Below are 25121 nucleotides of genomic sequence, written 5' to 3'. Positions count from 1 at the left end.
CGGGCGCTTAGTTGGTTTGGGGAAATGTAGAAACAGGAACCGCCGGCTTCTGACCAAAGATGTGCGAGAAATAGACATCTTCCAGATCGCCCTGGACCGCCGCAAAATCATTGCCCGGATTTGTATCAGCCATGATATGAATAACGGGCGTACCGCCTACCAGTTTTTCTGAAATAATAGTGTACTGCGTGCGGTAATCTTCCAGTTCGGCCTTTGGTACCCGTTTTTCCCAGATCTTGCCATCAATATTTGCCAGCGCCTGTTGGGGACTGCCTTTGTAAAGTACCTCTCCTTTGTTGATAATGGCCATGTCAGAGCAAAGTTCTTTCACATCGTCCACTATATGCGTGGAAAGGATCACAATGGTATTTTCTCCAATTTCGCTCAGCAGGTTCAGGAAGCGGTTGCGTTCGGCGGGGTCAAGGCCGGCGGTAGGCTCATCCACGATTATCAACTTGGGATTGGCCAGCAGCGCCTGCGCAATGCCGAAGCGTTGCTTCATTCCCCCGGAGTACCCACCCAGGTTTTTCTTCCGGGCGTCGTACAGGTTTGTCTTTTGCAGGAGTGCTTTTACTACCTCTTTGCGTTCGCTGCTTTGGGTAATGCCTTTAAGTACCGCCAGGTGGTTCAGCAGTGTTTCGGCGTCGACCTTGGGGTACACCCCAAACTCCTGCGGCAGGTAGCCCAGTACCCGGCGCACTTCATCCTTTTGTTTCAGTACATCCGTATCTCCTAATTGTATTTGTCCCGAATCAGGTTCTTGCAGGGTAGCGATGGTTCGCATCAGGGACGACTTACCGGCACCATTCGGGCCCAGCAGACCAAACATACCCTGGTTAATGGTCAGGGATACATCTTTCAGCGCCTGTACCCCGTTAGAGTACGTTTTGTTGAGGTTTTGGATAATAAGTTGCATAGGCAGAGCAATGGTAGGGTTATAAACGTATAGTTGCAGATAAGGCTAATATAGCTATTTAGTAGTAAAATACTTTTACGTAGTGAGGATAAACGGTTGAATATCTTGACCAAAGGACAAAAGAAAAACCCCGGCCGTGGTTGACCGGGGCCCGCTGCCGCAATGAGTACCATCCCGGAAATCAACGCATTCTTTTGATACTGTTTAATATTTTCAGCGCGTCTTTTTCGGCCTGAGCGTCGTCGTCGGCAAATACGATGGCGATAAAGAAATTGGTCTGGGTGCGGGGATCGAGCATTCCGGCAAACATAATGCGTGAGCCCTCCTTTGTGCCTTCTACGTAAAAACCTTTCAGGCCGTTGGAATTTACCGAAGTAGCCTGGTCAATCTCGTCCAGTTCCATTTCTTCGGCTCCCTCAACCGTTGCCTCTTCCAGGTCGTCGAGGGTAATGTCCTCTTCTACTATTTCCATGATCAGCTCCATGCCGTCACCTTTCATTTCAAAGGTTTCACTGGTGTTCTTTTTTACTTTGAAATCTTTGGGTACCGAAATCTGTAATTTGTAGTCTTCCCATTCGTAGATATTCTGGGCCGTGGCGAAGTTAACAACACCCGTAAGCAGGAAAGTCAGCAGCAGGGCGGCTGAAGGAAACAATTTCTTCATTGGAGGAGGTGGTTATAGTGAGTATCAGGGAGTAAAATAACTAATAATCAGGCGAATAAATGCAAGGTTACCGAAAAAATAAATTCAGAGACAAGTACCCAGGGAGAGTGGCCGGTTCGGGCATAAAAAAAGAGCCTCTTTCAGGCTCTTTTAATTTTGAAAAACAGGGTCATCTATTCGGTTCGCAAACTTTCCACCGGATTCCTCAGCGCCGACCTGACTACCTGCAGGCTAATCAGCAAAACGGTCAGGATACCGAGTAGAATACCTACCTGCACAAACGGCTGCCAGTCCATTCGGATATGATACACGTAGTCGTTCAGCCAGTCGGACAGTACCCAGTACGCCAGGGGCCAGGCCAGTACGTTGGCCAGTACCATTATCCAGATATATTCTTTGATAAACAAGACGACCACGCCCGCCACCGAAGCCCCAAGTACCTTCCTGATACCGACTTCTTTGGTCCGCCGCACTACGCTTAGCGATACCTGCCCGATAACCCCAAGTACCACAATGAACAAAGCCAGGAAAGTAGCAACGTAGGCGGCTTTTTCCAGCTGCAGTTCGGTCTGGTAAAGTTTCTGGATGGTCTGGTCCATAAATGAGTAGTCAAAAGGGGCATCCGGAAACAACTCCTTCCATTGTTGTTCCAGGGCGGCGATGGTTTGGCGGGAAGTACCCTGGTTTAATCGAAAAGAAAAAAAACGGTAAATAGGACGTACCTGGACGTGCGCGATGGCCAGCGGACTAATGGCTTCGTGCATGGTACCTACGTGAAAGTCCTTAACTATGCCTTTAATCTGTAATGGATTGCTGCCGCCCCGTACCCTGATAGTTTGCCCCAATGCAGCCTCGGCGGTCCGGAAGCCCAGGGCCTTCACAGCAGCTTCATTAAGTACCAGGTTGTTGGGGTCGAAACCCGACTTTTCAAACTGAAAAAACTGCCCGGCCCGCAGCGGGATTTGGTAGGTGCGGGCGTAGTGCTCATCCGTGGTCATTATCATCATACTAACCGCCTGCGTCGAATCCTGACCTTCGGCATAGATAGGGACGCTGTTGCCCACGTTGCCGTTGGGAATTTCAAAAGACAAGCTGGCCGACTCCACACCAGGTACCCTCGCAAACTGGTCACGGGCGGCCTGCATGCGGCTAACTCCGTCGGCGGACCAGTTGCGGGGGAGCGACGAAACCGTCAGTACGGCTTCTTTCTGAAAACCCAGGTCCGTCTGGAAGAAGTACCCAACCTGGCGCGATACGATGACGGCCCCGATAAATACAAAAATGGCAATGCTGTACTGCACCGTTACCAACCCCCGCCGGAACAAAACCGTGTCCCGGGCCGATTTACCTTTTCCTTTCAGCGAGTCGACCGATGAATAGGCCGATAAATAAAGCGCCTGATAGCCGCCCGCCAGCCCGCCAACGACCAGAATCAGGACCGGCAGCAGCCAGCTCACGTGCCACGGCAAACTGGTCAGTGGAAAGATTGATTTGCCTACTACTTCGCCGTACAGGGGACGGAAAAGCCAGAAAAGCCCCAGGGATAGTACCGCCGCCAGCAGGGTCAGGATCAGGGCTTCGCTCAGGAACTGGGCAATGAGTTGCCGACGTAGCCCGCCAAGTACCTTCCTGACGCCAATTTCGCGCAGACGGGTTGAAGAGCTACTGATGGAAATGGTAACGAAATTAACAATGGCCATCAGCAGTATAAAGAGTGCTACGATAATCTGCGTTAAGATCATCTTTCTGACCAGTCCGTTGTTGCTTTGGAGGTAGTAGTCTGTCAGCGGCGTCAGGTAAACCGTCAGGTTTTTCCGGATGTCGGCGGAGGCATGGTTGGCGACCAATTGAGCAAGGGATTTCTCCACTGCTTCGGGCGATACACCCGGCCGTAGCTCCACGTAATTTACAATATAGGGGTTAAGCCAGGAATCCATGGAGGCGCCAAAGTAGGGCAGGGCACCCATTCCCATAAATACCTCGTTGTCTTCCGGAAGAAGTTGGGAAACCGAATTGGGCGGAAGCTCCTGGATTATAGCCGTTATCATAAACTCCTTTTTCCCAGCCTGGGGCGTTTCTACCGTAACCGTTTCATTCAATACGTCCGTTTTTCCGAATAATTTCATGGCCTTGGCAGCGGTAATGACCACGGAGTTGGGGCCGGTCAGGGCCGTTTCCGGATTTCCGGCCAGGAGCTTAAATCCGTATTGGGTAAGCAGCGTGGAGTCCCCAATCTGAATAGATTCCCGGAAGTGGTTGGTTCCTTTGGACAGAGTAGCGCTTACGCCGTGAAACCGGTAATAATTGGCAATCTGAGAAGGGTACTTCTCCTTTAGTGCCGGGCCAATGGGTGCCAAAGTCGTAATGTCCATACCCATGTTTTCCTGTTTCCAGCGGCTCTGCACCAGGTATTGCTGACCGGCATTTCGTAGTTTTCGGTTTACCTGAAACTCCCCCCAGACGTAGCTGCCAATCAGCAGGGAAAACGTAAGCCCCACCGCCAGACCCGTACAATTCAGGACAGAGTAATACGTGCGCCGCCGCAGATTACGCCAGCCGATTTTAAGGTAGTTATTAATCATGGTTATTTGTGTTTAAGAATAAATGGTCCAAAAGCCGCCGCTACATAGCAATAAAAGTTGGCTTGCCCATACAGGTTTCTAATTCTGGTACTTCTACTCCTTGTTTAGTCTTTTATTCAATCATATTGGAGATTACCAGCAGAGCTTACCACATTCAGATACTTCCCCTTCCTTCATTTCTCCCTTCCTCCCTTCTTCCTTTCCTCCCTTACTCCGTTTTTAACGATTTTACCGGATTCATTAAAGCTGCCCGGATACTTTGTACACTCACCGTCAGCAGGGCTACGCCGGTGGCCAGTACCCCCGCTACGGCGAAAAGCCACCACTCCACGCTCACCTTATAGACGAAGTTCTGCAGCCACTGATTCAGGAAGTACCACGCGACCGGCGAGGCAATAACAATGGCCAGCAGTACCAGTAGCAAAAATTCTCTGGACAGTAAGGCCACGATGCTGTTTACGCTGGCTCCAAGTACCTTACGGATACCAATCTCCTTGGTCCTTTGTACTACCACCTGTGACACCAGCCCGTACAAACCAAGGCAGCAGATCAGGATGGCCATGCCGGTGAAGGTATTGATCAGCCGGACGAGCAGCGTTTCTGTTTCATAAAACTGCGCCAGTTGTTCGTCCAGGTACTGGTATTCAAAAACTTCGTCGGGGAAGAAGCGGAGCCAGGTTTGGCGGATATGGTCAAGAGTCTGTTGGGTTTCCTGTCCGGAAATCCAGATGCCCGCCCTGGAGTACCAGTCGGCCTGGCTGGCAATGATACAGGGACCGATTTCTTCGCGCAGGGATTTCTGGTGGAAATCTTTTACCACCCCCACCACGGGGAGCGGAACCGATGATAAATGATACTGTAGGTTTTTACCCAGGATCTCCTGCGGGTCCCGGAAACCCAGTTTGTGCAGCAGGGTTTCGTTCACCAGGTACTCACGAATGGTATCGCTGGGCTGGATATTGCGGCCCGCGATCAACTTCAGGCCGTAGGTACTTAGGTAGTTGGCGTCCGCCAGCCGATCACGAATGGGGTAAGGTTCCCAATCGGGTTTGCCGTCAAATTTGAATGATCCGCCAAACAACTGGTCGCTGGATGGAGGGCGGTGGCTGAAACTGATCGATTTTATAGTGGGATACTGCGAAAGGCTTTGTCGGAAAGCATCCAGTTTTTGGTTTTGCTTGGGTGGTACCGACACAACCACGACCCCATTTTTCCGGAAGCCCAGATCAGCGTTACGGATGAAGCGTATTTGGTAAGCCACTACCAACGCCGCCAGCAGGAGCGCCTGACAAACGGCAAACTGGACTATCACCAGCGCCCTTCGCACGGTAAACCGGCTCCCGGTGCCCGTAGTAAATTTGCCTTGCAAAGCTGCCCGCGGCGAAAAGCCGGACAGTACCAAAGCCGGGTAGCCACCAGCAACAAGAATAACCAGTACCGGTAGCAAACTAAAAAATGCCACCGTCAGCCCGTCCAGCCGGAAGGATAGATCCACCTGAACCCAACGGGTAAACAGCGGGAGCGAAACGGCCACCAGCAGCAGCGCCAGCCCACCAGCAGCCAAAATAACGAGGGTTGTTTCAGATAAAAACTGCCGGATAAGCTGTACCCGGGTACTGCCGAGGGTTTTCCGGATGCCTACTTCTTTGCTGCGCCGAAGAGCCTGTACGGTAGCCAGATTGATAAAGTTGATGCAGGCCGCAACTACCAGAAGCAAACCGACTATCCCCAGGGACCAGAGCAATGACACGCGAATGGCTCCCCCGCCTCTTGCCACATCAAAATGGACCTCCCGCAAGGGCTGGATTCCAAACCGGAAAATGTCGGCATCGGCCCCGTACTGTTTTTGGGACAAGGCCGGGAAAGTCTGACGAATACTGGCCGCTGCACCGGGTTGCCGGAGGGTAACGTACAGCCGGTTGGTGCTGTTGAGATAGTACCAGTTGTCCGGTTCATATTCGGGATAAAGTCCTTTCAGCGTAGCCATTGAAATAAACAGCCCCAGATTCAGGTCGGTTGTAGGGGGCGCATCGGCCAATAGACCCGTTATTGTAACCTCAGTTTTATTATTGAGGGTCAGGACTTGCCCAATTGGGTTTGTATCACCAAAGTACTTCTTCGCCCAGGCTTGGGTAAGTACTGCGGTGTTGGGTGCCAGCAGGGCGTTTTCGGGGTTTCCCTGTATCCACTCATAATCCCATATTTTAAACCAGGTCGGCTCCACCAGGCCGGTACCTTTAGCTTCCCTGATGCGCAGTGGCGCCGCCTGACCGCGCTGTCGGACGCTTACGGTCAGGTCACGGTTCATGATGAGAAAGGCGGCATTTTCTACCTGTGGGTAGTCGGTACGAAGTACCTGGGCCAGCGGCAGGGGAGCCTCGGGATTATACTCAATGGAGCCATCCTCAAGGTACAGGTCGGTATTGATCCGATAAATTTTTTCAAACTGACTGTGGTGCCGGTCCGTACTGAGGTGATGGCGTACATAAAGGAAAATCAATACGGCCCCCGCCATTCCTACTGCCATGCCTATGGTATTCAGGGCCGTGTAGGTGCGTTGGGCCAGCAGGTTCCGACCGGCAATTTTCAGGTAGTTTTGAAACATAAGGAGCCCCTTTTATAATTCAGGAGGCAAGGTAATAACATTGATGAAAACCAGGCTGTTAAAAAAAGTTAAGCCGTATTTTCTGACCCGGTGCAGCGAAGACCCGTTTCTTTTTTGATGGGGAAATCTGAAATAGGGGGAGGATTTTCCGGTCCGACGAATAAAAAGAAAGAGGGTACTTACACGTGTGGTAAGTACCCTCTTCAATATATTTTCGGGCCTAGCTGATTAGCTCGACTGAAGATCTTTTGGCTGGCCAGCGTCCGCGTTATTCTGAGGTTGGCTGTTTTTAGATTTTTTTCTGGGGTACTTCCGGCGCCGGGGTTTGGCCTCCCCCGCAGCCTGCCCTTCGCCTTCCACAGCGGCAGCCGGGGTACTACTGGTATCCGCGGAGGCCGAAGTCTGAGCGGCCTGCGGCCGGGGTGAATGACCGCGTGCACCTTTCTCCCGAGGACCCCTCGATGATTTCCGGCGGTTTTGGTCGGGCCGGTTTCCCCTGGAACGCCGGGGATCAAAGTCAGGGGCTTCGCCCAGGCCAAGTTCCTGAGTTATGGCGCTTTTTTCCATTTCCCGATCCAGCAGCTTTTCAATCCTGAGTACATAATGCTGATCCTGGTCGCTGATGAAGGTAATAGCGGTACCAGTGGTAGCTGCCCGGGCAGTACGCCCGATGCGGTGGATGTAGTCTTCGGGGTCGCGGGGTACGTCAAAATTGACCACGTGGCTGAGGTTGTCAATATCAATTCCCCGAGAAAGTACATCGGTAGCTACCAGTATGGGAAACTTCCGGTTTTTAAAATCCCGTAACACCGCCTCCCGCTCTGCCTGTTCTGAATCAGACGAAATGCCGCGTGCTTCAAATTTTAACTTTTTTAAAGCCCTCACAATGGAGTCAACGGCGGACTTCCGGGACGTAAAAAGAACCATGCTAGGGTTGTCGGCTTTCTTGAGCAAATGCGCCAGGAGTGGAAGCTTTTGCTGGTCGTAGGCCAGATAAAACTGCTGGTCAATCCCTTCGGCGGGTTTGGACACCGCCAGTCTTATTTCTTCGGGTTCCAGCAAAATCCGCTTGGCCAGCTCTCCGATTTTAGGAGGCATGGTAGCCGAAAACATCAGCGTCTGACGTTTGGCGGGCAGGTAACTCATGATATTCATAATGTCACCCAGAAAGCCCATATCGAGCATCCGGTCGGCTTCGTCCAGGATCAGGTGCCGTATGTGGTTAAATTTCACATACCCCAACTGCAGGTGCGCAATGAGTCGGCCCGGTGTAGTCACAATAATATCGGCTCCCTGCGTCAGGGCTTTCTTCTGCTGGTCCCATTCGGGGCCTTTATTACCCCCGTAAATAGCTATGCTCGTGGCTCCCACAAAGTACCCCAGCCCCTGTACCTGCTCATCAATCTGCTGAGCCAGCTCGCGGGTTGGTACCAGAATCAGCGTACTGATGTGCTCCTGGGGATTTTTAGCAATCTCATTCAAAATCGGGATCAGGTAGGCAGCCGTTTTGCCTGTGCCCGTCTGGGCACAGGCAATAAGGTCTTTGCCCTGGAGGATGCGTGGAATAGCAAGTTCCTGAATGGGTGTGGTTTGTTGGTAATTCATTGAGTCCACGGCGCTGATAAGATCGTCGTGGAGATTAAAATCCTGGAAATACAAAGCTCAGCAAATTAAAGATACTACATGGCTGACCTTTTGTTTTCTCTGGTCAGCAAACCGCTTGATTTCTACAAATATACATAAATAATTAGAGGAAATAAAATGGCAAGGGGAGCTAAAAAAGTAAAATTAGACAGGTACTTAAAGATTTTTCAACAGGATAATTCGCAGAGGGACGCAAAAAAATAGCAGGAGTCAGCAAATGAGAGTTCGGCAGCCAGTTGGGAAATGGCATACAATTTTTAGCGCTAATGAGGTACTTACAGAATGCGAATATCCACGAAAAAAATCCTGAAGCTATGGCCCGTACTACCACCGATTCTGACTCATCACTAAGCCGCGCCATGGGGTGGGCCGCGCTGGGGGCGGGAGCCTTGCTGGCAACCAAAGCTATTTACCGGGAATTTACCAAATACGATTTTAACGGGAAGGTGGTCCTGATAACGGGAGGCGCCCGGGGGCTGGGGCTGATCATGGCGCGGCAGCTGGCGGTCAAAGGGGCCCGAATCGCCCTCTGTTCCCGCACAGAACAGCAGGTAGAGCGTGCCCGGAAAGAACTTGAACAGCGGGGAGCCGAAGTACTGGCCCTGACCGTGGACGTAACCCGTCAGGAGCAGGTGCAGTCGCTGATTCAACGGGTCATCGGGCACTACGGTCATCTGGATGTACTCATCAACAATGCTGGTATCATAACGGGTGGCCCGCAGGATAGTATGGGTATTGAAGAGTACCGGCAGGCCATGAACATCCACTTCTGGGCACCGCTTTACACCATGCACGCCGTGATTCCCCACTTCAAAGAGCGGGGCAGCGGCCGGATTGTCAATATCACGTCCATTGGTGGTAAGGTGGCGGTACCGCACCTGTTACCGTACTCGGCCAGTAAATTTGCCATGGTGGGGCTGTCGGAAGGGATGCACAATGAACTTAGAAAATTTGGAATTAAAGTCACGACCGTAGTACCTCATCTGATGCGCACCGGTAGCCCGCGCAACGCCTTCATTAAGGGAAACCACGAAGTAGAGTACGCCTTGTTTAAGTTTCTGGATTCGTCTCCGCTGTTCTCCCAGGATGCCCGGGTAGCGGCCCGTACTATCATAAAAGCGGTTGAGTACGGTGAGCGGGAGGTAATCCTGACGGTGTCGGCGCGGTTGGCTACGGTACTTCAGGGCGTGGCTCCGGGATGGATGAACGCGGTGATGGGGTTGGCCAACCGTTTTCTGCCGGACAATGTCGAAGGGGGAGACAAAACCCGGCGTGGCTACGAAAGTGAGTCCGATTTGTCGCGGGGACCGGCCACGGAACGAACGGATAAAGCCGCTCTTGATAACAATGAGGTTTAGCCCTGGCACGTAATTTTTATTACACATTTGTATAGTAGTCGCTCCTGCTGAAACTTTCATTCCTGACCCGTTTCCAGGCCGGACGGAATCAGGGAAAGATTTTTTGATAGCCCCGGAGCGCTTTTCGTAGGACTTGCAAAGCCAGGAAAAAAAATCATACATCGTGAGTAAACCATACGTAATTTCTAAAAAAGCTGATTCCTTCTTTTCCAGTATTTATGATGCCTTTCTTTTTATAGGGCGCTTCTTTAAAGAAGTGTTTCAGAGACCGTTTGAATTTCAGGAAATAGTAAGGCAATGCTATGAAATCGGATACCGGTCTCTCCCCCTGATTAGTCTCACGGGTTTTATCACGGGTATCGTGTTTACCAAACAGTCGCGTCCTTCTCTGGTCGAGTTCGGGGCGGCTTCCTGGCTACCTTCTCTGGTAGCCATTGCCATTCTGAGGGCCCTGGCTCCCCTTATTACCGCCCTGATCAGTGCAGGTAGGGTAGGGTCAAGTATCGGGGCTGAGTTGGGTTCCATGCGGGTTACCGAGCAGATCGACGCCATGGAAGTATCGGCCGTCAATCCATTTAAATTTCTGGTAGTGAGCCGGATAGTGGCTACCACTGTTACCATTCCCATCCTGATGCTGTACTGCGCCCTGGTGGGTATGTTGGGGGCCTTCCTGAATGTGTCTCAAAACGAAGAAACCAATTTTATTGCCTTCTGGGAGAGCGCCTTTGACCAGATAACCTTCCTGGACGTATGGTCGTCCGTAATCAAGGCGATTGTTTTTGGCTTTACGATTGGCGTAGTGGGTTGTTATAAAGGTTATTACGCCAGCAAAGGTACCGAAGGCGTCGGTAAAGCGGCCAACTCCTCGGTGGTACTTTCCATGTTCCTGATATTTATTGAAGAAGTTATTATTGTTCAAATAGCTAACTCCATAAGAGGGTACTAAGCCACTGTCTCCATGCAGAAAGATAAATCCTATATCGATACCAGTCAGGCCGTCATTCATATCCGGGACCTCTACAAATCATTCGGGGACCTGCATGTACTGCGGGGCGTGGACCTGGATGTTTTCAAAGGGGAGAACGTAGTGGTACTGGGCCGGTCGGGTACCGGGAAGTCGGTATTGATAAAAATTATTTCCGGTTTACTGCTGCCCGATACTGGGAAAGTAGTGGTGCTTGACCGGGAGGTAGATACGCTTGATAGAAAACAGCTGATGGAATTACGGCTTAAAATAGGCTTTTCCTTCCAGAACAGCGCCCTGTATGATAGTATGTCCATTCGGGAAAACCTGGAATTTCCGCTGGTTCGGCACGTTAAGAACCTTTCGCGTAAGGAAGTGAATACGGCCGTGGAAGAAGTACTTGAGTCGGTGGGACTGGAACAGACCATTAACCAGATGCCTTCGGAACTTTCGGGCGGACAGAAAAAGCGGATTGGCATAGCCCGCACCCTGATTCTGAAACCCGAAATCATGCTCTATGATGAGCCTACCGCCGGCCTTGACCCCATTACCTCCATTGAAATCAATGAACTGATCAATGAAGTACAGGAGCGGTACCATACCAGCTCCATTATTATTACCCATGACCTGACCTGCGCTAAACTTACCGGCGACCGCATCGCCATGCTGTTTGACGGGCAGTTTTTGCGGGTAGGTACTTTTGAGGAAGTATTTGATACCGATGAGGAAAGAGTCAGGAATTTTTATGACTATAACTTTACAGAATAAAATATGGAAACCAATAAGAATAAACGTGCGATAACAGTAGGTCTATTTATATTTCTGGGGCTGGTAGTACTGGTGGTAGGGGTACTGGCCATCGGGAGCATCCGGAAAGCATTTGGAAAAAAAGTAATGGCTACGGCCATCTTTGAAGACGTTGAAGGACTACAGGCCGGCAATAACGTCTGGTTTTCGGGGGTGAAGGTAGGTACGGTCAGTAAAATAAAATTTTCGGGAAGATCGCAGGTAGAAGTGACCCTGAATATCGAAGAGAAATCCCAGGAATTTATTCGTCAGGACGCCAAAGCCCGGATAAGTACCGACGGACTCATCGGCAATAAAATAGTGGTGATTTATGGCGGCACCCCCAAAGTACCGCCCATTGAAGACGGCGCGCGCCTGGCGGTGGAGCAGACGGAAGGTACCGAGCAAATGATGAAAACCCTGCAGGAAAACAACCGCAACATCCTGGCCATTACCAGTGACTTTAAAGCCATAAGCGCCCGTATTCGTCAGGGGGAAGGAAGTATAGGAAAACTGCTCAATGATGAGTCGTTGTATACGGAACTGGAAAGTACCATGGCCCGGCTGCAGCAGGCTTCGGCCAATGCCCAGCGGATGTCGGCCTCACTCTCTCAGTTTACGGCCAAGCTGAATCAGCAGGGTTCCCTGGCCCACGAACTGGTAACGGACACGACCATTATGCCCCAGGTACGTTCTACCATGGAACAGGCCCGAAACACCATGACGCAGCTTAACGAAACGGCCGCCACCGCCGACGCCATGGTAGCAGACCTGAAACAAACCACCGAAAAGCTCAATACAGATACGGACAGTCCGGTTGGGGTCCTGCTCAACGACGAAAGGGCCGCCGCCGACCTGAGAAATACGCTGGGCAACCTGAACCGGGGCAGTCAACGACTGGACGGTACCCTGGAGGCCGTGCAAAGCAGCTTCCTGTTCCGGACTTTTTTCCGCAATAAGGCCAAACAGGAAGAGCGGGAAATGGAACAGGCCCGCCGTGAAGCTGCTCAGAAAAAAGAAATCCGGACAGACACTGCCCGGACTCCGGTAAAAGTTGAGTTGATGTACAAATAAGGTACCCTAAGGCAGCTACTCAGGTTTTGCGTTTTTTCTTGCGGGCCGAAGGGAACAACACGTTGTTCAAGATCAGACGATAACCGGGCGAGTGGGGAAACAGGTTCAGGTCGGTGGTCATGCGGTGCCCGCCGCGGCGGCCTTCCGGGTCGTGGCCTCCGTAAAAGGTCCACTGCCCCCGCCCCAGTTCTCCGTACAGGTACCGGTCCGATGACTTACTTTCGCCCATTACCAGCACGTTGGGCTTCACCGTTTTTTTGTTGAAAGCAGTAGTCTGTCCCATAAACTCCCGGATGAAGTTTTCGTGGTTCTGGACCAGCATACTGGGTATAACGTCCCACTTGGCTGAGAAGTCGAACAGGGAAAAGAACTCATTGCTCTGGCCGTACCCGTAGCCACCGGCGGAGGAGTTGATGTCAGAAAAAGCCATTCCGCCGTAGCCTTCTTCGTAATCCAGGGTGAAATTGCCAAAGGCCACCGTTTTGTTAAAATCCAGCTTTTTCTGGGCGTTGGGGTCAATACCGTCCCCGTCAAACTGACTATCCACAATATCGACCCCTTCGGCCGCCAGGGCTATATCAAAGGTTTCGGCGGCGGAGCACATGGCAAACAGGTACCCGCCTCCCGCGCAGAAGTCACGAATTGTTTTGGCCACGGCCAGTTTCATGTGGGATACTTTGCTGTACCCATACTTTTTGGCGATATCTTCCTGGGCTTTAATATCTTCGGCCGACATCCGACGCAGGTTACGACCGTACTGGCCCGTAAAGTCTTCGTGGTGCAGGTGAAGCCAGTCGTACTTAAGGAGGTCACCTTTCAGGATTTCCTCATCATAAACTATTTCAAAGGGTATTTCGGCGTACTTAAGTACCAGCAAAACGGCATCGTTGGCTTCAAAAGCGGCCGGACCTACCTTTACCGGAGAGTACACCACTATTTTTGGGGCCTTCTGTAACTTTACCATTGCCATATTCACTTCCGGTACGGCAATCTGTTCCAGAATGGCGTTGGCATTGGCATCCGAAATTACTTCGTAGGATACCCCCCGGACCCGGCATTCCTTCTCGGCCAGAGGCGTGTACTTTATCATGAAGCTACCCCCGCGGTAGTTGAGCAGCCAGTCTACATCCAGGTCCTGTTTCAGGATGGAGAAAGCAATACCGTAAGCTTTGAGGTGATTGGCCTGTCTGTCATCCATCGGAATCAGGATGGAGTTGGCAAAGCTGGATACAGAAAGCATTACCAGCAAAAGTGTAAAGTATTTTTTCAACATAACCTTATCCATTTAGGGCAATCCTTTTTAAGGGAGTACCAGGTAGTACTAAGTCAATACTTGGATGAAAAATCCCGACGCCACATTACTTCTTTCCGACTTGCTGAGGATATGCCGTTGTATCTGCCAACTCTCGGGTGGGAGCTCGCCGCTACGCTACAAAAGGCACTTGGGGAGGGTAGCTGTTGGAAGTACCATTGCCGGTACTTCCGTATATCAAAACTAACAAAGAAATTCTACTATTCAAACTACTGACAGGGCTGGTTGTTGAAGCGGCATGTTACAAGTTCAGTTCATTATAAACGAAGAAACCAGAAAACAAGTACCCCCATTCACTGCACCACCCAAAACAACTCACTCAATCACTCATTCTCCCAATCTCCCAATAAATTAAATGGTGGTACCTCCGTCGGCCGTAAAGATTCCACCCGTGCAGTAGCCCGAAGCGGGTGACGCCAGGTACAAGACCATCGCGGCTATTTCTTCAACGGTCCCCATGCGGGCAATGGGTAGTCTTTTGGTAAAATGCGCCAGGGTCTTTTCGTTTTCCCAGAGCGCCTGACTAAACTTTGTCTTAATGAGCCCCGGACACACCGCGTTGACCCGGATACCATCCGCGCCCAGTTCTTTGGCGTATACTTTTGTGAGCATATTCAGGGCGGCCTTAGATACGCTGTACATACCCAGTCCGGGGTCGGGAGTCAGGCCCGCTATGCTGCTGATGTTAATAATACTTCCGCCCCCTCGGGTTTTCATACTGGGTTGTACCAGGTTGGTCAGCTCAAAAGGAGCTTTTACATTGATCTGCATAATTTTATCAAATGCCGCCTCCGGGAATTCTACCGTGGGACCGTAGTGCGGATTCGCCGCCGCGTTATTCACCAGAATATCTACCCCACCGTACCCTTCGATGGTTTGCTGAACCAGGTTTTTAAGTTGTTCGCTGTCCGCCACGTGGCAGGCAATGGCGGTTACGTCGGCCCCGGCCTCCCGCATTTCACCGGCCAGCGCGTCCAGATCGGCTTGCTTGCGGCTGCTGATTACTACTTTTGCTCCGGCTTCGGCCATAAAGCGGGCGGTAGCCTCGCCAATACCCTTGCTGGCCCCGGTAATGATGGCTACTTTATCCTTTAGGCTGAATAAACTCTGAAAATTCTCCATTGAAGTCTTAATTGATTCTATTAATAAGAAATGAAATTCCTGCCTCTACCCCTGGGTGATTATTTCCAGGAGCATACTGGACCGTGCACCCGTTTCGCCGGTACTCGCACAGGTACCCTCACCACGGATCGCTGCCACGACCGTCTCAATCATGGGTTGCTGAATATGGTTAGGGGCCGGTATAGTAAGTACTTCGGTACCGGATTCTGTTTCAACGGTTATTTTCCCCATTTCAAAAAATGAAAATGTGATTTTGCCCTTGCTGCCCAGCAGGTACGTTTCTTCTTTTTGTTGATTTTTGGGAGCCGTAAAGCACCAGCTTCCCGAACCCACTACGCCCGACTCAAATGCAAAGGCAGCCACCACGGCGTCATCGGCCGGATACAGCCCGGCCTGGTTACGGGCTACGCCTTCTGCTTTTCTGATCGGGCCCAGCAGAAACTCCAGGAAATCGAATTGATGGGAGGCCAGGTCGTGGAAATGCCCTCCCCCCGACACCATAGGTTGTACCCGCCAACTGGGTTGCGCATTGGGTTTTGTTTCTTCGCCGGACGGAGATTTATAGACCGTCACGTGTACCATTCTTATATCCCCGATTACCCCCTGCTCAACCAGTTCCTTAACTTTCAGGAAGTAGGGGAGGGCCCGGCGGTAGTAGGCAACGAAAAGCGGAGTACCTGTTTCCTTACTTACCCTCACCATCTCTTCGCACTCAGCGGCATTGCGGGCCATGGGTTTTTCTACGTACACCGGTTTACCCAGGCGCAGGGCTTTCAGGGTATACTCTTCGTGCGAATCGGGTGGGGTAGCCACGTAAATGGCGTTGACCTCGGGATCGTTTAGTAAATCATCAGCCTGGTCGTACCACTTGGGTACCCCGTGGCGTTGGGCGTAGTCGGCGGCTTTGGCTCCGTCGCGGCGCATGACAGCCACCAGTTCGGAGTTGGGTACTTTGGAGAAGGCCGGTCCGCTTTTGACTTCGGTCACGTCGCCGCAGCCGATGATCCCCCATTTTATAGTTTCAGGCATAGAAGTGAGTAGGTATAAAGTAGAATGTTGAATTAAGAAATAGTAAAGCACCAAAGGAGGCAACAGGATAATGTCCTTCCCGCCCCTTAAATTAGTGGCATACCTTTACTATTTGGCAATTTCTATTTAAATAAATTGTTGAATCAAGATTGGTACAAAGTCAATAGAACAAGCAGCCGAAACGAGGACTTTACCCAACGCAGCTCTACTATTAGCAAAAAAAACCATCCTTTTCCAAAAAGCCTCCTATTTTTGCCTTAACTGACCAGCGTTTTCTTACGTTCTGCTGGTAGTTGACAATTTTTCTGCCCAGCCATGACTAAACCCGACCCCGAAAAACAACCACGTACCGACGGTCTGCCGCCCTTTGTGAAAACCTGGCCGCAGTTGTACACCATTGTTATTGCGACCCTGGTGCTGATGATCGTGTTGTTTTATCTGTTTATGACCCATTTTCAATGAGCTACCTCGACTGGATTGTCCTTGTACTAACCCTCACCTTTATCGTCAGCTACGGGATTTACCGCAGCCGCGAAAACAAAAACATCGAATCGTACCTGCTGGCTGATCAGTCCCTGCCGTGGTACCACGTTACGCTGTCGCTGATGGCCACTCAGGCCAGCGCCATTACGTTTTTGTCGGCACCCGGCCAGGCCTATACCGACGGTATGCGCTTCGTGCAGTTTTATTTCGGGCTTCCGCTGGCTATGGTAGTGCTTTGTATCACCTTTGTGCCCCGCTTTCATCAGTTGAAGGTTTTTACGGCCTACGAGTTTCTGGAAGGCAGGTTTGACCTCCGCACCCGCGGGCTAACGGCGGGACTATTTCTGCTTCAGCGGGGCCTTTCGACCGGGCTTTCCATTTATGCGCCCGCCATAATTCTGTCTTCAATTCTGGGCTGGAACATTACCATTACCAATATTATTTCGGGCGGGCTGGTGATGTTATATACCGTCACGGGGGGGGCTAAGGCGGTTTCGCATACCCACCTGCAGCAGATGGGGATTGTGACCCTGGGCATGGTTATCGCGGGATTTACGGTGGTCATGCTGCTGCCCGATGAAGTGTCGTTTACGGATGCGCTGCACGTAGCCGGAAAAATGGGCAAGACCAACCTTATTGATTTTTCGTTTGACCTCAACAACCGGTACAACGTCTGGTCGGGTATTATTGGGGGTTTCTTTCTGCAGCTCTCCTACTTCGGTACCGACCAGTCGCAGGTAGGCAGGTACCTCACGGGTAGTTCGGTGGGGCAGAGCCGCTTGGGCCTGGCCATGAATGGCCTACTCAAGATACCCATGCAGTTTCTAATTCTCATGGTTGGCGCCCTGGTTTTCGCATTTTATCAATTTACCACGCCACCTCTTTTTTTTAATCAGGTCCAGGTCGACAAGGTGAATCAAACGGCCTACGCGGGCGAGTACCAGCAACTGGAATCCCGCCACGATGCCATCCAAACCCAAAAACGCCAGCATGTACTAGCCTTGTCCGAAGCCCTCAACCGGGAAGACCAGCCCGCTATTGACCGGGCCCGGGGCGTGTTAGGTACCTTGGAAGGGGAGGTACAGGCGGTGCGGAAAGATGCCCAGGATTTAATCAGTAAGGCCAACGGCGAGGCGGTCAACGATGTAAATTATATTTTTCTGCGATTTGTGATTCAGTACCTGCCCGCTGGTCTTGTGGGGCTGCTTATTGCCGTTATCCTACTGGCCTCCATGGGCTCGGTAGCGGCCGCTTATAACTCTCTGGCTTCTACCACAGTTGTAGATATTTACAAGCGTATGATCCGGCCGGAGGCTCCCGAGGGGCATTACGTTACGGTATCACGCTGGATTACTTTTGGCTGGGGGGTATTCTGTATTTTTGTGGCCCAGTATGCCAGCCGCCTGGGAAGTATGATAGAGGCGGTCAATGTATTGGGCTCGCTGTTTTACGGCGTAATTCTGGGAGTATTCCTGGTGGCTTTCTATTTTAAGAGTATCGGAGCGAGGGCCGTATTCTGGGGTGCATTGATTGGTGAAGTTTTCGTTATCATCAGTTTCTGGCTGGAACTAACCGCTTTTCTCTGGCTTAACCTGATCGGATGTGTGCTGGTAATTGTCTTTGCAGGGGTAATTGAAAAAGTATGGCCTCAGAAGCAGGTGGGAAAAGCCGGGTAGAGGTAGGAAAGGAAGAAAAGAGAAAAGTGAGAAATGAGGAGTTTAAATATTTTGGATCAATTCGACTTTGCAATTTTTAGCCTACCGATAAAAATATTTCAACGAGTTATTGGATTCTGTAAATAATTAGTAGTTGTAGATACAATTATTGAAACTATTCTTTTGTACACTCGCTTTATCTTTAATTATCAGAAAGTGACCGTAGGTTAATTAACTTAATTTTCGTCTGCAGTCACAAAACATACTTAAGTTCTTATTAAGTTAACAGATGAGAGCATTCACAATGCTTTTCTGGGGGGCGTTTCTCGCTATTGTTCCCCAACTAGTCAGGTCGCAACCGGCGGCGGATACCCTTTCACCAAGTGTTTCCCTTCAGGAATGTATAGAGTATGCGCTGAGTCACCAACCGCTGGTCAGACAGGCACAACTGGACGAGCAGATTGTATCCCGTACCGTAAAGAGCCGCCTGGCCGACTGGTACCCGCAGTTAAACCTCACCTACAACGTTCAGCATTACCTTAAGCTACCGGTTATTATCCTGCCTGATTTTGCCAATCCTGGTTCGGGGGCGCGGCGGGAGGTTCAGTCGGGCGTAGCCAATACCTCCACCGCGGGCTTTTCGCTGAATCAAAATCTGCTGAACCGTGATTTGCTGCTCGCCAACCGGACCGCGCAGGAAGTATATCGTCAGGCTGCCCAGAACACGGTACGTACCAAGGTTGATGTGGTGGTGGATGTCAGTAAGGCGTTTTATGATGTACTGCTCACCCAGCAGCAACTGGAAATCGTGGAAAGTGAAATTGTACGCTCAGAACGCAACCTACGCGACGCTTTCAATCAGTTTCAGGGCGGGATAGTTGATAAAACCGACTACAAAAGAGCTACCATTGCCCTGAATAATTCCAAAGCCCGGTACAAGCAGGCGTCCGAAGAACTCAACGCCAAAAAAGCCTATCTGAAAAGCCTGATGGGGTACCCGGCCGGTCGGCCGATTGACCTGGAACTGAACAATACTTCCCTGGACCAGGAAGCCTTCATGGACACAACCCGCGCCCTGGACTATAACAACCGCATTGAATACCAGCTACTGCAGACCCGCCGCAACCTGCAGCAGTCGGAGATTCTCTACAACCGCTGGAGCTTCCTACCCACCGTATCGGCGTTTCTTAACTATAATACAGTGTTTCAAAATCAGGAGTTCAGCAATCTTTACAACCGAAGTTTCCCTAATTCCTTTTTTGGGCTGTCGCTGGCTTTGCCCATTTTTCAGGGGGGACGCCGAATTCACAATATCCGGATTGCTGAACTGGAGCTGAACCGGCTGGACTCGGAGTTTACCAGATTGCAGAATGTTGTAAATGCCGAGTATGAACAGGCGCTGGCGAGTTATAAAGCCAACCTGACCTATTATCTGACGCTGAAGGAAAACGTGGATCTGGCCCGGGAGGTATACGATGTGATACAGCTGCAGTATAAGTCGGGGGTAAAGACGTATTTGGATGTGATAATAGCCCAGACTGACCTGCAAACCGCCGAGTTCAACTACACCAACGCCCTGTACCAGCTGATTAGCAGCAAGCTGGACGTGGAGAGAGCACTCGGGACTATTCAGCCCTAAGTACCTGTAGGGCAGACTGACTGAACCAACGATAGCATATAAGTTTTCATACAATGAACAGATTGATACGCCCGCTTTACATTTTAGTACCAGGATTAGTAAGTATCCTGGTTTCCTGCGGCGATAAACAGACCCAGCAACAGGCACCTCCACCACCGGTGCAGGTTACGACCTATCAGGTTCAGCGTGGGGAAGCCACCAGCTACGATGAATATCCGGCGGCGGTAACTCCCCTCAAGATGGTTGAACTAAGGGCAATGGCCAGCGGCTACGTGGCGGGTATTTACTTTGAAGACGGCCAGCGAATTAAAAAAGGGCAGCGTCTGTACAAGATTGACCAGCAGCAGTACCAAGCCTCAGTGGACCAGTCGGTGGCACAACTTCGGGTAGCCGAAGCGAACGAGCGGCGGGCCCAGCGGGAAGCCGAACGGTACACGGCCCTTGACAAGCAGGAAGCTATCGCCAAACAGGTACTTGATAACGCGCTGGCTGACCTGGAAACGGCACAGATGCAGGTCCGGGCGGCACGAGCCGCCGTTGACCAGTCCCGAACCGGCCTGAACTATTCTACTATAAATGCCCCATTTGCCGGTACCATAGGTATTTCGCAGGTACGTCTGGGTGCTCTGGTAACGCAGAATCAGACTTTGCTAAATACACTTTCTACGGATAATCCCATGGCCGTTGACTTTGAGGTAAATCAAAAAGAGATAGTCCGGTTTACGGCTCTTTTGCAGCAAGGCAATGGGCAGGACTCTACCTTTACCCTGGCCCTGCCGGATGGTAGTCTTTACCCTCACCCCGGCAAAATTGATCTGATAGACCGGGCCGTTAATCCGCAGACGGGTACTATTAAGGTAAGGCTTATTTTTCCTAACCCCGGTGATTTGCTTAAAGTTGGAATGACCGTTAACGTTCGGGTAAAAAGTACCGGTAGTGGTGCTTCGCTGCTAATACCCAATAAAGCCGTCATGGAGCAAATGGGGGAATTTTTTGTGTACGTGGTTCAGGGTGACAGCGTCCGGCAGCAATTGGTACAACTGGGAAATGTAGTAGGGGACCAGATAGTAGTACGGGAGGGAATCTCCGAAAATACACCGATTGTGACGGAGGGAATTCAGAAACTCAGAAACGGAAGTAAAATACAGGCTACTCCGGGTAGCCGATAAACAGCATAAACAGAACCGGGTACTGGCTACACTACCCGGGTTTTAAAGAGTAAGTCCAGCTTATGTTTGCAGATAAATTTATACGACGTCCCATTCTGGCTATTGTCATTTCCCTGGTAATCTTGCTGGTGGGGACGCTGGCGATCCTGAGTTTGCCGGTCAGCCAGTACCCCGACATCACGCCTCCCACCATCCAGATTTCGGGAACCTTTACTGGCGCCGATGCGTCTACGGTCGAACAAACGGTAACTACTCCCATCGAAACCCAGGTGAATGGTACCCCCGGCATGACCTACATGCAGAGCAACAGTACCAGCGACGGACGCACCTCCGTCAGTGTGGTGTTTGAGGTAGGTACTGATGTGGACGTGGCGGCTATGGACGTTCAGAACCGCGTCAGTGTGGCTACGCCCCAATTACCCAGTGAGGTAACGCGCCTGGGATTAACGGTGCGCAAGCGGAGTCCGAGTATACTGATGCTGGTGGCTATTTATTCTCCTAAAGGTACCCACAATGTCAACTTCATTAACAACTACGCCAATATCTACGTCCGTGATGCTTTGTTGCGTGTCAAAGGGGTAGGGGATATATTCAGCCGGGCCGATGATTTCAGTATGCGGGTGTGGCTGCAGCCGGACAAACTGGCTCAACTCGGATTAACCACCAGTGAAGTAATGGCGGCCCTGCAGGAACAAAATATTCAGGTAGCGGTAGGCGCAGTGGGAGCACCTCCTCAGAACTCCGTTCAGGCCTTTGAGTATACGGTTTTCACCAACAGCCGCCTCACTACTGCCGAAGAATTTGGAAACGTAATTGTTCGTACCCGGCCGGAAGATGGCTCTATCGTTTACCTGAAAGATGTGGCCCGGGTGGAACTGGGGAAATTCAGCTATGCTTCCAATTCCTACGTTGATGGTAAGGAAGCCGCGTATCTTCTGGTGTACGAAGCGCCCGGAAGTAACAGCATTGAAACAGCCCGCGGGGTATATGCGGCTATGGAGAAAATCTCCAAAACATTCCCGGCCGACCTGGGCTATATAGTACCTTTCGAAGCGGTATCGGTTATTGAGGTTTCTATCAATGAAGTAGTTAAAACCCTGCTCGAGGCACTGGGTCTTGTCATTATAGTGGTATTCCTTTTCCTGCAGAGCTGGCGGGCTACCCTGATTCCCCTGCTGGCGATTCCGGTTTCCATTATAGGTACCTTCGTATTTTTTATTCCGCTGGGCTTTACCATCAATACGCTGACCATGTTCGGTTTTGTACTGGCCATAGGTATTGTGGTGGATGACGCCATTGTGGTGGTAGAAGCTGCTCAGCATTATATTGATGAAAAAGGGCTTTCGGCCCGCGAGGCTACCTACCGGGCCATGAAGGATATTTCGGGACCGGTTATTGCCATGGCCCTGATTCTGGCGGCGGTGTTTGTGCCGGTGGGCTTTATCCCCGGTATTGTGGGGCGTCTGTACCAGCAGTTTGCCATTACAATCGCGGTGTCGGTGGTTATTTCCGCTTTTGTAGCCCTTACCCTAACGCCTGCGCTATGCGCCATGCTACTGCGGCCGATGAAGTTGTCCAGGGAGTCCAAAGGCCTGAACCGGTTTTTTTATCGCTTCAACGAATGGTTCCGTCGGGTTACCTCGCGGTATTCTACCGGGGTACAAAAAGCCATCAAAGCCACGCCCCTGGTACTTGTCATGCTTATCTGTGTGTATGTAGGTACCGGTTTTCTTTTTGCCACAAAACCCACCGGTTTTATTCCGGCGGAAGATAGCGGCCGCTTGTTTATTACCTACGAACTACCCCAGGCGGCTTCCACCGGGCGTAGCCTCGAGACCCTGGATACCCTGATGAAAATCCTGCAGGAAACTCCGGGTATCAACCACTTTGCGGGACTCGGCGGCCTGAATGTGGTAACCTTTGCGTCCAAGTCGAACAGCGGTACCATATTTACGCAACTTACCCCCTGGGATGAACGCACCGCCGATTCTCTTTCGGTGGAAAACATTGCGGCCCGCCTCCGGAAACGATTTGCCGGACTCAAAGAAGCCAATGTAGTCGTTATTACGCCACCGGCCATTCCGGGTCTGGGTCGGACGGGTGGTTTTAGTTTTGTACTGGAGCAGCAGGAAAGTAACGACGACATTCAGGCATTTGAAGGGGTAGTACAAAACTTTGTCGCCCAGGCAAATAAGCGGCCGGAGATTAGTGGTGCATTTTCCTTTTTTACCGCCAAAACTCCCAGCTATCAACTCACCGTTGACCGGGCCCGGGCCAAGCAGCTGGGTGTTTCCATCTCGGATGTTTACAGTACTATGCAAACCTACCTCGGTAGTCGCTACGTCAATGATTTCACGCTGTATGGTCGTAATTTCAGGGTAGTCGCCCAGGCCGATACCGCTTACCGGTCCAATATTGAGGAACTGGGTAATTACTACGTCCGGAACCAGTCCGGCGAAATGGTACCTATCAGTGCGGTGGTGTCGCACAAGGTAGTTGAAAGCGCCCCGCTGATTTCACATTACAATCTTTTCCGCTCTACTGAAATCAACGGCAACTCTGCTGCGGGCTATAGTAGTGGCGAGACTATACAGGCTCTCCGGGAGGTAGCCGACGAGGTACTTCCGGTTGGCTACGGGTACGAATTTTCGGGATTAAGCCTGGAAGAAATCAACGCGGGTTCCAGTACCATCTATATTTTTGGGCTCTCGGTGGTGTTCGTATTCTTGTTCCTGGCCGCCCTCTACGAAAGCTGGTCAGTACCCTTCGCAGTACTATTGGCGGTGCCAATCGGTGCCTTTGGTGCCATTGTGACGTTATCCTTATTCCCCGGAATCAACAACAACGTCTACGCCCAGATTGGTCTGTTAACCCTGATTGGTCTGGCGGCCAAGAACGCCATCCTTATCGTAGAATTTGCCAAGGAACGGGTCGACCACGGGGTATCCATCTGGGATGCGACGCTCGAAGCGGTTACTCTGCGCTTGCGACCCATACTCATGACCTCCCTGGCTTTTATTCTGGGGGTATTGCCCCTGGCGCTTTCGAGCGGAGCGGGCTCTGCCGCCCGCAATACCATAGGCTGGACGGTATTGGGAGGCATGCTGGCCGCTACCCTGATCGCCGTTTTTATAGTACCTGTCCTGTTTGCGCTTATCGCCAAAGTAGCTTACGGCCGCAAAAGCCTGCATGAAACCGGTCCGGCACCCGCTGCTGCCGAAGGCGAGGTGAAGGAGGTATAGGGGCAAGTTTATTGAATTAAAAAAGACGAAGCCCACGGTTTCGTCTTTTTTAATTTTTTTGTTCCTTCCAGACTATTTTTAGAGAATTGGATTGAAAAGGAAAGCTCTAAATCTTTTCCATCAGAGTAACGTTTGGCAATTTTTTGACCTGTTCGGCTGCCCGGTACCGGTGCGCGGACCCAAGGAGAAAAAGGATTCTTTTGTTCGGGTTTTTTCGGATAGTTTCTACAATGTTGTTGGTAATCTGGATGTCCCGCCGGGTATTGAACCTAAGGTACCAGTCGTAGCGGGTTCCGCTGTAAAGAGTGTCCAGCTTTTGGTAGTACTCCTTCATCAGTGTATCGAGGGGACCAGCCATCAGCTCGTTGGCAGTGGAAGAAATGACCATTTTCATTTGTTCTTTGGCCAGTGAGTCTATTCCCATCTCCCGTTTTTTCTGAAGTACCATCGGGTCCAGGTTTATGGCCCGTTCATAGTTTTTGAACTTTCTTAACTCATTGGTACCCTGATTAAATGCCTCCGGCGGAATGGGTTTACCTCTGAACTCCTCCCCGTAGTAATCCACCCCGACAAGTGTTTTATTGGGAAACTGTTCGCGAACCGCCCTCATTTCGTGGGGATACAGACCTTTCAGGTAGGTGGAATCACGCTGCATATCTTCAGGGCGAATTTCCACCCCAATAATATCCGGATTAAATTTTTCGATTATAGTCCGGATATCCTCGTAGGTGTAGTTTTTATTGAGCTTATGCGCGCCGTGCAGCGTGGGCAGGAGCAGTACCTGGGTGTTGGTAGTTTGGGCCAATGCAACCGGTAGCCCGGCAAAAAGGACCAGCAATCCAACCGATAAGTACCTCCGTAAACCCTTCATATGGTG

18 protein-coding genes are annotated in these 25121 nt (G+C 51.1%); 9 read left to right on the top strand and 9 right to left on the bottom strand.

Features of this window, described 5'->3' with window-relative positions:
• Positions 1–7: 7 nt before the first annotated feature.
• The 5 genes from VGN67_RS16505 to VGN67_RS16485 form a co-directional block, all read right to left on the bottom strand.
• Entirely contained in the window at positions 8–916 is a 909-nt protein-coding gene (locus VGN67_RS16505) for an ABC transporter ATP-binding protein (RefSeq protein WP_327487955.1), read from the bottom strand.
• A 181-nt stretch (positions 917–1097) separates the two neighbouring features.
• The gene (locus VGN67_RS16500; RefSeq protein WP_327487954.1) at positions 1098–1580 is read right to left on the bottom strand and encodes a hypothetical protein; all 483 of its coding nucleotides are present in this window, start codon (positions 1578–1580) and stop codon (positions 1098–1100) included.
• Positions 1581–1753: 173 nt separating this feature from the next.
• Positions 1754–4162 (bottom strand): ABC transporter permease, encoded by a 2409-nt coding sequence (locus VGN67_RS16495; protein WP_327487953.1) that lies wholly within the window; start codon positions 4160–4162, stop codon positions 1754–1756.
• A 208-nt stretch (positions 4163–4370) separates the two neighbouring features.
• Entirely contained in the window at positions 4371–6767 is a 2397-nt protein-coding gene (locus VGN67_RS16490; protein WP_327487952.1) for an ABC transporter permease, read from the bottom strand.
• 228 nt (positions 6768–6995) lie between these two features.
• Positions 6996–8372 carry a DEAD/DEAH box helicase gene (locus VGN67_RS16485; RefSeq protein WP_327487951.1) on the bottom strand — a complete coding sequence of 459 codons (1377 nt, stop codon included), beginning with the start codon at positions 8370–8372 and terminating at the stop codon, positions 6996–6998.
• A gap of 305 nt (positions 8373–8677) precedes the next feature.
• Between VGN67_RS16485 and VGN67_RS16480 the strand changes: the two genes are divergently transcribed.
• The 4 genes from VGN67_RS16480 to VGN67_RS16465 all read left to right on the top strand — a co-directional run bounded on the left by VGN67_RS16480 (position 8678) and on the right by VGN67_RS16465 (position 12593).
• A complete protein-coding gene (locus VGN67_RS16480; protein WP_327487950.1) occupies positions 8678–9769 on the top strand; it encodes an SDR family oxidoreductase in 1092 nt (363 codons plus the stop codon).
• A 163-nt stretch (positions 9770–9932) separates the two neighbouring features.
• Positions 9933–10715, top strand: a complete 783-nt coding sequence (locus VGN67_RS16475; RefSeq protein WP_327487949.1) for an ABC transporter permease — start codon at positions 9933–9935, stop codon at positions 10713–10715.
• A 12-nt stretch (positions 10716–10727) separates the two neighbouring features.
• Positions 10728–11501 (top strand): ABC transporter ATP-binding protein, encoded by a 774-nt coding sequence (locus tag VGN67_RS16470; RefSeq protein ID WP_327487948.1) that lies wholly within the window; start codon positions 10728–10730, stop codon positions 11499–11501.
• 3 nt (positions 11502–11504) lie between these two features.
• Entirely contained in the window at positions 11505–12593 is a 1089-nt protein-coding gene (locus VGN67_RS16465; RefSeq protein ID WP_327487947.1) for an MlaD family protein, read from the top strand.
• Positions 12594–12612: 19 nt separating this feature from the next.
• On the opposite strand, the gene VGN67_RS16460 is transcribed toward VGN67_RS16465, so the two are convergent.
• From VGN67_RS16460 to VGN67_RS16450, 3 genes are all read right to left on the bottom strand, one after another.
• The gene (locus tag VGN67_RS16460) at positions 12613–13833 is read right to left on the bottom strand and encodes an asparagine synthetase B (RefSeq protein ID WP_414717335.1); all 1221 of its coding nucleotides are present in this window, start codon (positions 13831–13833) and stop codon (positions 12613–12615) included.
• A gap of 423 nt (positions 13834–14256) precedes the next feature.
• Positions 14257–15027, bottom strand: a complete 771-nt coding sequence (locus VGN67_RS16455; protein WP_327487945.1) for a glucose 1-dehydrogenase — start codon at positions 15025–15027, stop codon at positions 14257–14259.
• A gap of 45 nt (positions 15028–15072) precedes the next feature.
• Positions 15073–16056, bottom strand: a complete 984-nt coding sequence (locus VGN67_RS16450) for a Gfo/Idh/MocA family oxidoreductase (protein ID WP_327487944.1) — start codon at positions 16054–16056, stop codon at positions 15073–15075.
• A 315-nt stretch (positions 16057–16371) separates the two neighbouring features.
• Here VGN67_RS16450 and VGN67_RS16445 point away from each other — a divergent pair, with 315 nt between their 5' ends.
• From VGN67_RS16445 to VGN67_RS16425, 5 genes are all read left to right on the top strand, one after another.
• A complete protein-coding gene (locus tag VGN67_RS16445) occupies positions 16372–16518 on the top strand; it encodes a hypothetical protein (RefSeq protein ID WP_327487943.1) in 147 nt (48 codons plus the stop codon).
• On the top strand, positions 16515–18215 hold the full coding sequence (locus VGN67_RS16440; protein ID WP_327487942.1) for a sodium:solute symporter: 1701 nt from the start codon (positions 16515–16517) through the stop codon (positions 18213–18215). The genes VGN67_RS16445 and VGN67_RS16440 overlap by 4 nt, the downstream gene beginning before the upstream one ends.
• Before the next feature lie 268 nt (positions 18216–18483).
• The gene (locus VGN67_RS16435; RefSeq protein ID WP_327487941.1) at positions 18484–19833 is read left to right on the top strand and encodes a TolC family protein; all 1350 of its coding nucleotides are present in this window, start codon (positions 18484–18486) and stop codon (positions 19831–19833) included.
• Between the two features lie 53 nt (positions 19834–19886).
• Positions 19887–21002, top strand: coding sequence for an efflux RND transporter periplasmic adaptor subunit (locus VGN67_RS16430; RefSeq protein WP_327487940.1), 1116 nt, complete (start codon positions 19887–19889; stop codon positions 21000–21002).
• Positions 21003–21064: 62 nt separating this feature from the next.
• Complete coding sequence (locus VGN67_RS16425; RefSeq protein ID WP_327487939.1) at positions 21065–24244, top strand: multidrug efflux RND transporter permease subunit; 3180 nt, start codon at positions 21065–21067, stop codon at positions 24242–24244.
• A 106-nt stretch (positions 24245–24350) separates the two neighbouring features.
• Here the strand turns inward: VGN67_RS16425 and VGN67_RS16420 are convergent, their stop codons facing one another.
• Positions 24351–25115, bottom strand: coding sequence for a hypothetical protein (locus VGN67_RS16420; RefSeq protein WP_327487938.1), 765 nt, complete (start codon positions 25113–25115; stop codon positions 24351–24353).
• Between the last annotated feature and the right edge of the window lie 6 nt (positions 25116–25121).

The organism is Telluribacter sp. (genome assembly GCF_035998675.1).
Lineage (GTDB): Bacteria > Bacteroidota > Bacteroidia > Cytophagales > Spirosomataceae > Telluribacter.
This window is presented reverse-complemented; position numbering and strand designations above follow the sequence as displayed.

Coding starts and splice junctions, on each gene's coding strand:
- VGN67_RS16500 (WP_327487954.1), bottom strand. CDS start 1,580: ATGAAGAAATTGTTTCCTTCAGCCGCCCTGCTGCTGACTTTCCTGCTT.
- VGN67_RS16440 (WP_327487942.1), top strand. CDS start 16,515: ATGAGCTACCTCGACTGGATTGTCCTTGTACTAACCCTCACCTTTATC.
- VGN67_RS16460 (WP_414717335.1), bottom strand. CDS start 13,833: ATGCTTTCTGTATCCAGCTTTGCCAACTCCATCCTGATTCCGATGGAT.
- VGN67_RS16425 (WP_327487939.1), top strand. CDS start 21,065: ATGTTTGCAGATAAATTTATACGACGTCCCATTCTGGCTATTGTCATT.
- VGN67_RS16490 (WP_327487952.1), bottom strand. CDS start 6,767: ATGTTTCAAAACTACCTGAAAATTGCCGGTCGGAACCTGCTGGCCCAA.
- VGN67_RS16505 (WP_327487955.1), bottom strand. CDS start 916: ATGCAACTTATTATCCAAAACCTCAACAAAACGTACTCTAACGGGGTA.
- VGN67_RS16445 (WP_327487943.1), top strand. CDS start 16,372: ATGACTAAACCCGACCCCGAAAAACAACCACGTACCGACGGTCTGCCG.
- VGN67_RS16495 (WP_327487953.1), bottom strand. CDS start 4,162: ATGATTAATAACTACCTTAAAATCGGCTGGCGTAATCTGCGGCGGCGC.
- VGN67_RS16430 (WP_327487940.1), top strand. CDS start 19,887: ATGAACAGATTGATACGCCCGCTTTACATTTTAGTACCAGGATTAGTA.
- VGN67_RS16435 (WP_327487941.1), top strand. CDS start 18,484: ATGAGAGCATTCACAATGCTTTTCTGGGGGGCGTTTCTCGCTATTGTT.
- VGN67_RS16485 (WP_327487951.1), bottom strand. CDS start 8,372: ATGAATTACCAACAAACCACACCCATTCAGGAACTTGCTATTCCACGC.
- VGN67_RS16465 (WP_327487947.1), top strand. CDS start 11,505: ATGGAAACCAATAAGAATAAACGTGCGATAACAGTAGGTCTATTTATA.
- VGN67_RS16455 (WP_327487945.1), bottom strand. CDS start 15,027: ATGGAGAATTTTCAGAGTTTATTCAGCCTAAAGGATAAAGTAGCCATC.
- VGN67_RS16480 (WP_327487950.1), top strand. CDS start 8,678: ATGAGGTACTTACAGAATGCGAATATCCACGAAAAAAATCCTGAAGCT.
- VGN67_RS16420 (WP_327487938.1), bottom strand. CDS start 25,115: ATGAAGGGTTTACGGAGGTACTTATCGGTTGGATTGCTGGTCCTTTTT.
- VGN67_RS16450 (WP_327487944.1), bottom strand. CDS start 16,056: ATGCCTGAAACTATAAAATGGGGGATCATCGGCTGCGGCGACGTGACC.
- VGN67_RS16470 (WP_327487948.1), top strand. CDS start 10,728: ATGCAGAAAGATAAATCCTATATCGATACCAGTCAGGCCGTCATTCAT.